The 12999-nt window shown below is 65.1% G+C and carries 10 protein-coding genes; 1 reads left to right on the forward strand and 9 read right to left on the reverse strand.

What is annotated here, in order from left to right; translation table 11 throughout:
* Positions 1–70: 70 nt before the first annotated feature.
* The gene (locus AB4Z16_RS22415) at positions 71–1567 is read left to right on the forward strand and encodes a glucosamine inositolphosphorylceramide transferase family protein (RefSeq protein ID WP_441513537.1); all 1497 of its coding nucleotides are present in this window, start codon (positions 71–73) and stop codon (positions 1565–1567) included.
* Here AB4Z16_RS22415 and AB4Z16_RS22420 read toward each other — a convergent pair.
* The 9 genes from AB4Z16_RS22420 to AB4Z16_RS22460 form a co-directional block, all read right to left on the reverse strand.
* Complete coding sequence (locus AB4Z16_RS22420) at positions 1491–2654, reverse strand: GNAT family N-acetyltransferase (RefSeq protein WP_441513538.1); 1164 nt, start codon at positions 2652–2654, stop codon at positions 1491–1493. The genes AB4Z16_RS22415 and AB4Z16_RS22420 overlap by 77 nt on opposite strands.
* On the reverse strand, positions 2651–3646 hold the full coding sequence (locus AB4Z16_RS22425; RefSeq protein ID WP_441513539.1) for a sterol desaturase family protein: 996 nt from the start codon (positions 3644–3646) through the stop codon (positions 2651–2653). The genes AB4Z16_RS22420 and AB4Z16_RS22425 overlap by 4 nt, the downstream gene beginning before the upstream one ends.
* Positions 3647–3782: 136 nt before the next feature.
* Positions 3783–5012, reverse strand: coding sequence for a peptidase T (gene pepT / locus AB4Z16_RS22430; RefSeq protein ID WP_441513540.1), 1230 nt, complete (start codon positions 5010–5012; stop codon positions 3783–3785).
* A 199-nt stretch (positions 5013–5211) separates the two neighbouring features.
* Positions 5212–6192, reverse strand: a complete 981-nt coding sequence (locus AB4Z16_RS22435; protein ID WP_441513541.1) for a peptide ABC transporter ATP-binding protein — start codon at positions 6190–6192, stop codon at positions 5212–5214.
* The gene (locus AB4Z16_RS22440) at positions 6189–7211 is read right to left on the reverse strand and encodes an ABC transporter ATP-binding protein (protein ID WP_441513542.1); all 1023 of its coding nucleotides are present in this window, start codon (positions 7209–7211) and stop codon (positions 6189–6191) included. The genes AB4Z16_RS22435 and AB4Z16_RS22440 overlap by 4 nt, the downstream gene beginning before the upstream one ends.
* A 3-nt stretch (positions 7212–7214) precedes the next feature.
* On the reverse strand, positions 7215–8126 hold the full coding sequence (locus AB4Z16_RS22445; protein WP_441513543.1) for an ABC transporter permease subunit: 912 nt from the start codon (positions 8124–8126) through the stop codon (positions 7215–7217).
* Positions 8127–8166: 40 nt separating this feature from the next.
* A complete protein-coding gene (locus AB4Z16_RS22450; RefSeq protein WP_441513544.1) occupies positions 8167–9177 on the reverse strand; it encodes an ABC transporter permease subunit in 1011 nt (336 codons plus the stop codon).
* Positions 9178–9463: 286 nt separating this feature from the next.
* On the reverse strand, positions 9464–11080 hold the full coding sequence (locus AB4Z16_RS22455) for an ABC transporter substrate-binding protein (RefSeq protein WP_441513545.1): 1617 nt from the start codon (positions 11078–11080) through the stop codon (positions 9464–9466).
* Between the two features lie 148 nt (positions 11081–11228).
* Positions 11229–12821 carry an ABC transporter substrate-binding protein gene (locus tag AB4Z16_RS22460; RefSeq protein ID WP_441513546.1) on the reverse strand — a complete coding sequence of 531 codons (1593 nt, stop codon included), beginning with the start codon at positions 12819–12821 and terminating at the stop codon, positions 11229–11231.
* Positions 12822–12999 lie beyond the last annotated feature (178 nt).

The following is a 12999-nucleotide window of genomic DNA, read 5'->3' on the forward strand; positions in this document are numbered from 1 at the left end:
AATGCTGGCTGCTTTGGCGCAGTTGCCGCAAGAAATGCGGCTGGGCTTGGATATGAGATTGAGATTGCACATGGGTGCTTCGCCCTTGCGGCGGTGGCATCTGGTCCTGATCGAGCGTCTCCGGGCGATCCCCGGCCTGACGCTTTTGGTCGTTCCGCCGGCAGTGAACGCAGCCGACCCACATCGGCTCGACGGTCTCTTCCGCGTCGAGGGCTATCTGCACGGCCTTCAGCCCCATGGCCTTTTCACGCTCGCCCGGCCGGCTGAGGCGGCTGCCGTGGCCGCCGCGCCAGGGCACGACGAAGCCGACTTGCTTCTCGATCTCGGCAGCGATGAGCCGGCCGGACCAACGCGCCGCTGGGTCCTCCGCTTCGAAGGGCAGGCGGGAGAAGCCCCACTCGTTTCCGCTCTTCTTGCCGGCGGCGTTCCCTTGGTCGAGCTGACGGAGAACGGCGCGCTGATCGCCGCAGCGCGGCCGGGCAGCGATCACGGCCGCATTTTGCTGGCGAAGCTCGACGATATCCTCAGCCGCGTGATCACCTTCATCGTGGCCGCAGTCGAAGGCAGCCCCATGCGTGTGCCGCAGCTGCCTGCCGAAGCCGAGCCTTCGCCCACGCCCCATACCGGCCTCGCGCGGACCATGGTCCGCGCGGTGACTTCGAATGCGGTCGATCGCATTTACCGGCGCTGCTTCCACGCCCCCCATTGGCGGGTGGGCTGGCGCAAGCTGGGCGGCCCGGATCTTTTCGATCTGAAGCGCCATCCCGACGCGGGCTGGTGCGACCTGCCCGATGACGGCACCCGCTTCTATGCCGATCCGTTTCCGATCCTGCATAGGGGGCGTCTCACGCTCTTCGTCGAGGATTTCCCCCACGCCACCGGCAAGGGCATCATTTCGGCGGTGGAGTTCGGGCCGGATGGTCCGATAGGCCGCCCCGAGCCAGTGCTCGAACAGCCCGGCCATCTCTCCTATCCCTTCGTCTTCGAACGGGACGGGCAGGTCTGGATGATCCCGGAAAGCTCCGGCGCCGCGCGGGTGGATCTGTTTCGCGCGACAGCATTCCCCGGCGGCTGGGTCAGGGAGGCGACGCTGATCGACGGCGTCGTCGCCAGCGACGCGACGCTGATCGAGCATGGCGGTCTATGGTGGCTGTTTGCCACGGTGCGGGACGGCGGCGGCTCCCATTCGGACACGCTGCATCTCTGGTCGGCGGCGGATTTCCGCGGTCCCTGGAAACCGCATCCCCGCAATCCCGTGCTGATCGATATCGCCTCGGCCCGGCCGGCCGGGCAGATGACCATCCGCGATGGTGTTTTACTGCGCCCGGTGCAGGACTGCCGGTTCGGCTATGGCAAGGCTCTCGGCATCGCCCGCGTCACACGGCTCGACCCCGAGGGCTTCGATCAGGAGATCGAGACCATCATCCAGGCAGGTGCTCTCTGGCCTGGCCGCCGCATCCACAGCCTCAACCGGGCCGGCGGCTATGAATTCATCGACGGCTCGGCAATGGCTCGCCGGCCGCTTCTGGCTGGTCTGCGGCCGGTGCCGGCGCTCGCCGGCTCCTGATGGCGTGCCGGGCGCCATCGGCGAGGACGGCGAGCCGCCCGACCAACGTGCGCCCTCCCGAAACCGAGTCCAGCGTCACCGCCTGGGTGGCGAAGCGCCGCTTGAAATCCTCGCCGCCGCAGAGAAAGTCGACCATCGACAGGCCCTGGTCGATCGACCACTGGATGTAGTCCATCATCAGCACCATGCCCGGCGACGCACGCTCATGGTCCGGATCATAGGTGGTGACGAAGGCCATCATCCTGTCGCGCTGCACCAGATTGATCGAGACGGCGACGACGCTATCGCCGCATTCGAGCAGGAAGACACGCAGGATGCCGAGCTTCGCCATCACGCCGACGAGCGCGGTGAGGGCCGGAGAGCCTTCGTCGAACAGATCCGAGGCATGGCCATGGCGCTCGAGCCATTTGCGCTTGAGGGCGGCGACGCGCAGCAGCACGGGCTCAAGTGGCTCTTCCGGAGACATCAGCCGGAAGCGGACTTCCCCGGATTCCTCCATGAATTTGCGCCCGCGCCGGTAGTTCTGCCGCGTCTTTTTCGACTGCTGGTCGAACCAGAGCGCGCCACGATTCCAGGAGCCGCTCACACGATAGTTGATCTCGGTGCGGTGGTTCGGGCGCAGACGGAGAGCTGAGTTGTCACCCGTCAGGATCTGGCGGGCGAGGGCCTCGGGCGCAAGCCGGTTGAGATAGGCCATGTCGAAGCGGCCGGCTTTGGCGATCGCCCGCCACAAGGCGGCTGCGGCCTCGCGGCTCCAGCCGGGAGCCACGAGGATATCGCCATAATCGCTGTGTTCCTTCGCCGCCCATTCGAGGATGCGGATGCCGCGGCGCCGGATCGTGGCGAAAGGCAGCACGGCCTCCAGGTTTTCGCCATTCCAGACCAGGCCGATCAGCAGCCCGCGCTGGTCGCGGCCCGGCGTGGTCCGCCACCAGGCGCTGATCCAGCCATGGCTCTGGAAGACAAGGCCTTCGGCCTGCCGCCATAGCGCATCCCAGGCCGGAGCCAACGCCGCAAGCTGCTCCTCCGAGGTCACGATCTCCAGCTTTCGGCCATCGACGGCGGTGAACTCGGCCGCTGCGCTCACTGCTGTGCTCCGTCGGCCTCGGCATCGGTGCGGCGAGCGGGGCGCAGGCCGAGCCGGCGCCGGATCTGGTGCCACATCCGTTTCAATGGCAGCAGGTAGAGGCCCGAAAGTGACTGGTAATCGCGGACGCCACGTTCCATCAGCCCGAACTTGAAGTCCTCATCCGGCTTCGGCACGCACAGCGTTCCGAACAACCGGTCCCAGAACGAGAACAGCAGCCCGAAATTCTTGTCGTAATGGCGCGGATCGACGCTGTGATGCAGCTGGTGCCAGTGCGGGCACAGGACGACGTTGTTCAGCGGCCCGAACGATATCTTGAAATGCGTATGCCTGACGAAGTCCATCATCAGGATGTTGCGCATGACGTAGACGTTCACGCCGAAGACGGTGAGTTCGATGAGGTTGAGCGAGACCAGCGACCAGATCCCGAAGCAGATGCCCGGGATCACCCCGTCCCAGGCCCGGTTCATTAATTCGTCCAGCGGATGGACGCGGTCCTTGGTGATGCCCACCATCACCTCGGCCGAATGATGAACCTTGTGCAGCTCCCAGAGGATGGGAAAGCGGTGCTGCGCAACGTGGTAGAGGTAATAGGAGATGTCGTAAGCCAGCAGCATTGTGACCGTGAAGATCACGGTCGTCACCGGCCCGGCCGGCCCCGGAATGAGGGGCGGATCGATCTGGAAGATCGTGGCGAGGATTTTGTTGGTCGCGTAGCCGACGGCCGCGACGAAGGCGACGCCCGCCGGCAGCATCAGGAACGGCATGATCGCCTTGCGCGTCACCCAGAACAGCAGATCCGCCTTCGCCGAAGGATGAGTGATGATCTCGTTGGGAAAGATGAAATCGAAGAACTCCCGGAAGTTCTTCTGCTCGGCCGTCCGCCAATAGGCGACCAGCGCGCTGACCAGCGCCGTCAGCAGCAGCAATCCCGTCGTCAAGAGGCTCGTCGCCGAAATCTTGTCGAGGATCTTGCCAATGAACTCGGTCATGCCGTCTAGCACCTGCGCTGGGGAGTGACCTCCTTAGGCCACAAGGCTATTAATATTCGGCACACTGCAGGAAACCTCGCGCCTTATGGTTAAGCGCGGTTGCGGGCGATGCGATTCTGAAGGCGAGGCGCTGTCCTCAGCCACGCTCCGCCGCAAGCCGGCAGATCATGCGTGCGGTTTCGTAGGATTTCACGAAAGCCGGCACGGGCAGGAACTCGAAGCGCGAGTGAAAATTGCAGCCGCCGGTGAAGAAATTCGGCGTCGGCAGCCCGCGTGCCGAAAGCGCCGCCCCGTCCGTGCCGCCGCGCATCGGGATCAGTTTCGGCGCGATCTTCAGCTCGTCCAGCGCCGCGAGGAGCAGATCGACCGAGCGGCGGTCGTCACCCAGGCTGTCATGGATGTTGCCGTAGGTGTCGCTGACATCAGACGAGACCCGTCCCGTCGGATAGCGCCGCGCGATCAGTTCCGTGACCTCGCCGATGCGGCGCTTGCGCTGTTCGAACCGCGCCTTGTCGAACTCGCGGATCATCACTTTCAGCCTGGCTTCGCTCTGGCCGGCGGCGATCTCGGTGAACCAGAAATAGCCCTCGCGCCCCTCGGTGTTCTCAGGCGTCTCGGTCCGGTCGAATTCCGCGATGAAATCCATCGCCATCAGCAGCGGATTGACCAGCACGCCCTTGGCCGACATCGGATGGGCGCTGGCGCCGGTGAAGCTGATCTCACCCTGGGCCGCGTTGAAGTTCTCGATGACGACCTCGCCCAACTCGCAGGCATCGATCGTGTAGGCGAAGTCGCAGGCAAAGCGCGTGAGATCGAGCGCCTTGGCCCCGCGCAGGCCGATCTCCTCGTCCGGCACGAAGGCGACGAGGATGTCGCCATGGGCGTCCTCGGGCCCGAGCTCGGCGAGCAGTGTCATGACTGCGGCGATGGCCGCCTTGTTGTCGGCGCCGAGCACGCTGGTGCCGTCGCCGACGATGACGTCCGCGCCGACCCATGGCTCGAGCTGCGGGTGCTCCGCGACGCGCAGCCAGATGTCCCGCTCGCGGTTGAGGCAGAGATCCTGCCCTTCGAAGCGCAGGATCTGCGGGCGGATCACCGGCGAGAGCCCGACATCGACCGTATCGAGATGGGCGATGAAGCCGATGCGCGGCGCGCGCGGGCGCGTGCCGGGCTTGCGCGCGGTGACGGTGGCGTGCTCGTCGATGACGATATCGGCGAGGCCGAGGGCTTTGAGTTCCTCGGCGAGAAGGGCGGCGAGGCGCTGCTGTCCGGGCGTCGTGGGCAGGCTCGTCGCCTGCGCGTCGCTCTGGCTCTCGACCGCGACATAGCGCAGGAAGCGCTCCGTCAGTTTCGCCGCAATGGACATCTCGACCTCACTCGTCAGGCAGCGCCATACCAGATGGCGCGCAGCGAGAGCTATCGCGTCGGCCGGCGCTTCGGCAAGACCTGCCGAAGCCCAAAGCACCGGGCCGAAAAGTGGGATCCACTTTTCGGAGAAATCCGATGCTCAAACAAAGCGATAGATCGCCACTTTGCCTCCGATAGGACGCACTGCGATCTAGTGGTCACGCCGCCTTGGCGAGGAAGTCCTCGGCGTAGTGACAGGCGACCTGCCGGCCGTCGATTTCGCGTTTCTCGGGGCGCTCGGCCCGGCAGCGGTCGGTGACATAGGGGCAGCGGGTCGAGAACACGCAGCCCTTCGGCGGGTTGAGCGGAGAGGGCAATTCGCCGCGCAGCACGATGCGCTCGCGCTTGCCGGCATCGACGCGCGGCGTCGAAGCCAGCAGCGCCTGCGTATACGGGTGCAGCGGCCGGGCGTAGATGCGCTCCTTCGGACCGTGCTCGATGGCATTGCCGAGATACATCACCATCACATCATGGGCGATGTGACGGACGACGCTGAGGTCGTGCGAGATGAAGAGATAGGCGAGCTTCAACTCCTCCTGCAGATCCGCCAGCAGGTTGAGCACCTGCGCCTGAATGGAGATGTCGAGCGCCGAGACCGGCTCGTCCGCCACCACGACCTTGGGCGAGAGGATCAGCGCCCGGGCGATCGCGATGCGCTGGCGCTGGCCGCCCGAGAACATGTGCGGATAGCGGGCATAGTGCTCGGGGCGCAGGCCGACCTTGGCCATGATCGCGCGCGCCTTTTCGGTGCGCTCGGCCTTGGAAAGGTCGGTGTTGATCTTGAGCGGCTCCTCCAGGATCGTGCCGATCTTCTTGCGCGGATTGAGCGAGCCATAGGGGTTCTGGAAGACGAACTGCACCGTGCGGCGCAGGCGCTTGCGCTCGCCGGCCGGCGGGTTGACGGCGTCGAGTCCGTCCAGCGTCAGCGCGCCCGAGGTGGGCGTCTCGATCAGCGTTGCCATGCGGGCGAGCGTCGACTTTCCGCAGCCGGACTCGCCGACGACGGCGAGCGTCCGGCCGGCCTCGACCGAGAAGGACACCTTGTTCACAGCCTGAAGCTGCGCCGGCGGGCGGAAGAGCCCCTGCTTGACCGGATAGATCTGCGTGAGTTCACGCGCCTCGATGACGGGGTTGCTCATCGCACGACCTCCTTCGCCCGGCCGGCTTCGTCGCGGGCGCGTTCGGCGTCGCGCTGCGGATCGCCGAGCGGGTAGTGGCAACGCACGCGCCCGTCCTGCCAGGGGCGCAGCTCCGGCTGGACATTGCGCGAATGCTCGGTCGCATAGGCGCAGCGCGGGCTGAACAGGCAGCCCTTCGGCCGGTCGTTGAGGCCGGGCACCATGCCGGGGATGGTGGCGAGGCGGCTTGCATTCTCGCTGCGCTCGGGCAGGGCTGCAAGCAGCGCGGCGGAATAGGGGTGTTGCGGGTCGGCGAACAAAGCGTCGACCTTGCGCTCCTCCATGATCTGCCCGGCATACATCACCATGATGCGCTGAGCCGTCTCGGCCACGACGCCCATGTTGTGCGTGATCAGGACGAGCGCCATGCCGCGCTCGCGTTGCAGCGACATCAGCAATTCGAGGATCTGGGCCTGGATGGTGACGTCGAGCGCCGTAGTCGGCTCGTCGGCGATCAGCAGGCGCGGATTGCAGGCGATCGCCATCGCGATCATCACGCGTTGGTTCATGCCGCCCGAGAGCTGGTGGGGGTAAGCCTTGAGGCGGCTTTCCGGAGCGGGGATGCCGACCTGTTCCAGCAACTCGATCGCCCGGCGCTTGGCGGCCTTGCCGTCCATACGCTCGTGCTTGCGCAGCGTCTCGGCGAGCTGGAACCCGATGGTGAAGCAGGGATTGAGGCTGGTGCTCGGCTCCTGGAAGATCATCGCCACGTCCTTGCCGGTGAGCTGGCGGCGCTCGCGGGCGGACATGGTCAGGAGATCGCGGCCGTCGAAGCGCAGCTTGTCGGCGCGGACGCGTCCGGGATAGCCGACGAGGCCCATCAGCGCGAGCATGGTGACTGATTTGCCGGAGCCGGATTCACCGACCACGCCGAGAACCTCGCCCTCGTCGAGGGTGAGGTCGATCCGGTCGACGGCGCGCAGCGTTCCCTGCGATGTCGGGAATTCGACGCTGAGGTTTTCGATTTCGAGCAGGGGCATGGTTCAGCGCTTCAGCTTGGGGTCGAGCGCATCGCGCAGGCCGTCACCCAGGAGGTTGAAGGCGAGCACGGTGATGAGGATGGCGAGGCCCGGGAAGGTGACGACCCACCAGGCGCGCAGCACGAACTCGCGCGCGTCGGCGAGCATCGTGCCCCATTCGGGGGTTGGCGGCTGGGCGCCGAGGCCGAGGAAGCCCAGTGCCGCGGCATCGAGGATCGCCGTGGAGACGCCGAGCGTCGCCTGCACGATCAGGGGCGCGGCGCAGTTCGGCAGGATCTCGGAGAACAGCAGCCGGACCGTCTGCGCGCCGCTGACCTTGGCCGCGATGACATAATCCTTGCTGGCTTCGGTGATGACCGCGGCGCGTGTGATGCGGACATAGTGCGGCAGCACGACGATGGCGACGGCGAGCATCGCGTTCATCAGGCCGGGGCCGAGGATCGCGACGATGACGATGGCGAGCAGCAGGCTCGGCATCGTCATCAGGATGTCCATCAGCCGCATGATCGCGATATCGGCGATGCCCTTGAAGTAGCCGGCGATCAGCCCGAGCACGATGCCGACGACGATGGCGACCGCGACGACGAAGATGCCGATCACCAGCGAGAGCCGCGCGCCGTAGAGCAGGCGCGAGAGGATGTCGCGGCCGATGGCGTCGGTGCCGAGCGGATAGGAGAGCGATCCGCCCTCCTGCCAGAACGGCGGCTTCAGGAAGACCGCATTATTGGTCAGATTGGGATCATGCGGTGCGATGATCGGCGCGAACAGCGCGCAGAGCAGCACCAGCACGATGACGACGAGCCCGGCCACTGCGCCGCGATTGGCGCTGAAATAGGTCCAGAACTCGCGCGCCGGATGGGGCGGCGTGCCGCTCGGTGCGGCGACGGCCGGGGCTTCGAGGGTTTCTGCGCTCATGGACGAGGGCTCCAATGGGAGCTGAAATGCGAAGGGCGGTTCATTTGGCGTGCCTGATGCGCGGGTTGATCAGGCCGTAGAGCAGGTCGACGAAGAGGTTGACGCTCATCACGACCATGCCGAGCAGCAGCGTGCCGCCCTGGAGCACGGGGTAGTCGCGCCGGCTGATCGCCTCTATCAGCCATTTGCCGACGCCGGGCCAGGAGAAGATCGTCTCGGTCAAGATCGCGCCGGTGAAGAGCGTGCCGACCTGCAGGCCGATGACGGTGACGACCGGGATCAGCGCGTTTCGCAGCGCGTGCAGCGCGACGACCCGGATCGGCGCCATGCCCTTGGCCCGCGCTGTGCGGATATAGTCCTCGCCGAGCACCTCCAGCATTGCCGAGCGCGTCATGCGCGCGATGACCGCGAGCGGCACGGTGCCGAGCACGATCGCCGGCAGCACGAGATGCGACAGCGCCGACCAGAAGGCGTCGACGTCGCCGGCTAGCAGGCTGTCGATGGTCAGGAAGCCGGTGACGGGTTCGATGAAGTACTGCACCGCGATGCGGCCCGAGACCGGCGTGATGCCGAGCTGCACCGAGAACAGCAGGATGAGCAGCAGGCCCCACCAGAAAATCGGCATGGAGTAACCGGTCAGCGAGATGCCCATCACGCCATGGTCGAAGATCGAGTTTCGCTTCACCGCCGCGATGATGCCGGCCGGCAGCCCGACGATCAGCGCGATCAGGATGGCGCAGAGCGCGAGTTCGATGGTCGCCGGGAAGAGCTGCCCGAACTCGGTCAGGACGTTCTCGCGCGTCACGATCGACTTGCCGAGATCGCCCTGGACGACACGCTCGATATATTTGCCGTATTGGACGAGCAGCGGCCGGTCGAGGCCGTATTCCGTGAGCAGCTGGGCATGGCGAGCGGCGTCGATGCCGCGCTCGCCAGCCATGGTCTCGATCGGGTCGCCCGGCACGAGCCGCACCAGGAAGAAGGCCAGCAGCGTGATGCCGATGAAGGTCGGGATGACCAGGCTCAGCCGGGTGAAGATGAAGCGCAGCATGGTTCTGCCATTCTTGTCGGCCGGAGCATGTCGTCCTGCGCGGCGGCCTGTCTTGTCACTTTAGTCGAGTTCGAATTCCGGCGCAGCGGAAACACCAGAATCCGCGAAAGATCAAGAACGCCACGACAAAAACCGTGGATCGCAACGGGGTATCGCGGTTCTCGCGTATTGGATCACGAAATACTTGAGAACGTTCGAGAATTTTGGCGCAACAATACGAAATTTTTCGGCGCCGGAAAAGCAATGAATGCTCTGCCGGCGCCGGTGATCGTCGGGCGTTCGGGTCTTATTTCGCGATCGATACGCCGTAGAACGGCTGTCCTCCGAAGAAGTGGATCTTGTAGTCCTTCACTTCCTTGCGCACCGGCGTGAAAGCCTGCGCATTGGCGAAGAGCAGGCCCGCCACATCCTCGTGGAAGAGCTCCTGGAAACGCTTGTAGAGCTTGGTCCGTTCGCCCTGGTCGGTGATCGTGTTGGCCTTGGCGAGCGCGTCCGAGGCCTCCTGGTTGCACCAGCGTGCGCGATTGGCCCCGGTCTTCACCCCCTCGCAGGTCCAGCCCGAGAGCAGGATCTGGCTCGGATCGGGATAATCCCAGGTGTAGCCGAACATGCCCACTTCGTGGTCGCCGGCCCGGCCGCGCTTGAGGTATTCGCCCCATTCGAAGGTCTGGATCGTCGCCTTGACGCCGATCTTTGCCCAGTCGGCTTGGATCAGTTCGGCCGCGCGCCGGCCGTTCGGCATATAGGCGCGCACGACGGGGATGGCCCAGAGCGTCGTCTCGAAGCCGTTCGGATACCCGGCCTCGGCGAGCAATGCCTTGGCCTTCTCCGGATCATAGGGACGCGGCTTGAGGTCGGTGTTGTGCGACCAGAGCGAGGGCGGAACCGCCGCCGCCGTGGGGTTGCCAGTGCCCTGATAGACCGCGTCGATGATCGCGGGGATGTTGGTGGCGTAGGCCAGCGCCTCGCGCACCCGCTTGTCGCCGAAGGGCTTTTTCTGCTGGTTGAAGGCGAGGAAGCTCTGATCGGCGATGCTGCCCTGCAACAGGTTGATCGTCGGCTCGGTCTTCATCGCCGGCAGGTCACCGGGATTGGGGTAGCGCGCGATCTGGCATTCGCCCGAGCGCACCTTGGCGAAGCGCACCGCGGCATCGGGGGTGATCACGAAAATCAGGTCGTTGACCAGCGCCATGCGGTCGCGGTTGCCGACGGCCTTGGTCCAGTGATCCGGCACCGCCTTGAAGCGGATGATCGCATCCTTCTGATAGGAGAGCAGCGAGAAGGGGCCGGTGCCGATCGGCGCGAAATCGACCTGCTCGGGCGTGCCGGCCTTCAGCATTGCGGCTGCGTATTCGGCCGAGAGGATCGACATCGGCTCGACCGTGAGAGCAGACAGCATCGGCGAGTTCGGTTTGGTCAGCGTGAGCTTGACCGTGTAGTCGTCGACCTTCTCGATCGACTTCAGGCTCGGCTTCACGATCTCGCTGAAGAACTGGTAATTGCCGCTGCCGACCTTGTTGTAGGGGTTGCTCGCATCGAACATCCGCTCGAAGGAGAAGACCACGTCGTCGGCGTTGAATTCGCGCGTCGGCGTGAAGGCCTTGTTGGCGTGCCACTTCACGCCCTTGCGCAGCTTGAAGGTGTAGGTCAGCGCGTCCTCGGAAATCGTCCAGGACTCGGCGAGGCTCGGGATGATCTGCGAGCCGCCGCGTTCCGTCGCCGTCAGGCGCTCATAGATCTGCGCCGCCACATCGTAGGCCGTGTTCTGGCTGCTGAATTGCGGGTTCAGGAAATCGGGACTGGCTTCGGAGCAGACGACCAGCGCCTGGGCGTTGGCGGCGGCGGGTAGCGCAAGGGCGCTCAGCCCCAGCGTCAGGGCGAAGGAGCGGGCACGAACGGACATGGACGTTTCTCTCGGGACAGGCGGGAGGGGGATCGGGCGCGGGGCGTCGTGCCCCATCGTCTCCGCCTCCCGGAACGCGGCCCCGCCGGGGCCGCGTCATCTGGCGTGCATCAGCCGCGCCGGGTCGGGGCGCGGCTGGCTCCTCGACTCAGTTGGCGATGTCGACGCCGTAGAAGACGTGGCGGCTGAACGGCGAGAGCTTGAAGTCCTTCACTTCCTTGCGGACGGGCTTCAGCTGCACTGCATGCGCGATGGTGAACCAGGGCGACTGCTCCTTGAACACCACCTGCGCCTGCCGGTAGAGCTTCTCGCGCTCGGCCTGGTCGGTCACGGTCTTCGCCTTCACCACCAGATCCTCGAAGGGCTTGTAGCAGAATTTGGCGACGTTCGAGCCGTTGGTCTTGGCCGAATCGCAGCCGAGCAGCGTGTGCAGGAAGTTGTCCGGGTCACCGTTGTCGCCGGTCCAGCCCAGCATGCCCGTCTGGTGCTCGCCCGCCTGCATGCGCTTGCGGTACTCGCCCCATTCGAAGCTCTTGATCTCGGCCTTGACGCCGACCTTGGCGAGATCCGCCTGCATCAGCTCGGCGATGCGCTTGGCGTTCGGGTTGTAGGGGCGCTGCACCGGCATGGCCCAGAGGTCGATCTCCATCCCGTTCGGATAGCCGGCCTCGGCGAGCTCCTTCTTGGCCGCCTCCGGATCATAGGGATCGTCCTTGATGGTCTCGTTGTAGGACCACATGGACGGCGGGATCGGATTGATCGCCGCGATGCCGCTGGAGAGATAGACCGCGTCGATGATCGCCTTCTTGTTGATTGCCTTGTTGACGGCGCGTCGCACCTTGACGTCGTCGAAGGGCTTCTTGGTCGTGTTGTAGGCGAGATAGCCGATGTTCAGGCCGGGCTGCTCGAGGATCTGGACATTGGCGTCCTTCCTGATCGCATCGAGATCGGCCGGGTTCGGATAGGGCATGACATGGCATTCGCCCTTCTGGAGCTTGGCCCAGCGCACCGAGGCGTCCGGCGTGATCGCGAAGATGAGGTCGTCGATCTTCGCCTTGCCAGCCCAGTATTCCGGGAAGGCCTTGTAGCGGATGATCGCGTCCTTCTGGTACTGCACCAGATAGAACGGGCCGGTGCCGAGCGGGTCCTGATCGAGCTTCTCGGGCGTCCCCGCCTTCAGCATCGCATCGGCATATTCCTTCGACTGCACGCTGGCATATTGCATGGCGAGGTCGGAGAGGAACGGCGCCTCCGGCTGGTTCAGCGTGATCTTGACCGTGTAGTCATCGACCTTCTCGACCGACTTCAGCAGCTTGGGCATGCCCATGTCGTTGAAGTAGGAGTGGTTCGAGCTCGTCACCTTGAAGAACGGGTGGTCCTCCTTCCACTGCCGCTCGATCATGAACATCACGTCGTCGGCGTTGAAGTCGCGCGTCGGCTTGAAGGTCTTGTTCGAATGCCACTTCACGCCCTTGCGCAGGTGGAAGGTGTAGGTCAGTCCATCCGGCGAGATGTCCCATTTCTCGGCGAGCGCCGGCTGGACCCTGGTGCCGCCGCGCTCGAACTGGACAATGGTGTCGTAGATCTGGGTGTTCGCGTCGAAGGAGGTGCCGGTCGTGTTCACGCTCGGCGCGAAGTTCTCAGGGCTGCCCTCGGAGCAATAGACCAGCGTCTTCGCCATCAGGGGCTGCGCCGCCATCAGCGCGGAGGCCGACAGCGTCGCCAACAGAATTTTCTTCATGGATGTCTCCTTGAACGCCTCTTCCACCGCCGTGTGCGGACGATGGCCCCGTTGTATCGGAAGCTTCGTGGGCGGAATTCCCCGAGCCGCCTTGTCAACAGCTTATTGAAAGTCGGGGGGCGCGAATAGTCGTTTCCACAGGCGTTTTTCTGCCTGCGGAAGGGAGGGTAAACGATTG

This window comes from Allobosea sp. TAF32 (assembly GCF_052113585.1).
GTDB lineage: Bacteria > Pseudomonadota > Alphaproteobacteria > Rhizobiales > Beijerinckiaceae > Allobosea.

Bases quoted from the DNA above. Each gene is read 5' to 3' on its own strand.
- AB4Z16_RS22415 (WP_441513537.1), top strand. From the start codon at position 71: ATGGGTGCTTCGCCCTTGCGGCGGTGGCATCTGGTCCTGATCGAGCGT.
- AB4Z16_RS22425 (WP_441513539.1), bottom strand. From the start codon at position 3,646: ATGACCGAGTTCATTGGCAAGATCCTCGACAAGATTTCGGCGACGAGC.
- pepT (WP_441513540.1), bottom strand. From the start codon at position 5,012: ATGTCCATTGCGGCGAAACTGACGGAGCGCTTCCTGCGCTATGTCGCG.
- AB4Z16_RS22435 (WP_441513541.1), bottom strand. From the start codon at position 6,192: ATGAGCAACCCCGTCATCGAGGCGCGTGAACTCACGCAGATCTATCCG.
- AB4Z16_RS22440 (WP_441513542.1), bottom strand. From the start codon at position 7,211: ATGCCCCTGCTCGAAATCGAAAACCTCAGCGTCGAATTCCCGACATCG.
- AB4Z16_RS22445 (WP_441513543.1), bottom strand. From the start codon at position 8,126: ATGAGCGCAGAAACCCTCGAAGCCCCGGCCGTCGCCGCACCGAGCGGC.
- AB4Z16_RS22450 (WP_441513544.1), bottom strand. From the start codon at position 9,177: ATGCTGCGCTTCATCTTCACCCGGCTGAGCCTGGTCATCCCGACCTTC.
- AB4Z16_RS22455 (WP_441513545.1), bottom strand. From the start codon at position 11,080: ATGTCCGTTCGTGCCCGCTCCTTCGCCCTGACGCTGGGGCTGAGCGCC.
- AB4Z16_RS22460 (WP_441513546.1), bottom strand. From the start codon at position 12,821: ATGAAGAAAATTCTGTTGGCGACGCTGTCGGCCTCCGCGCTGATGGCG.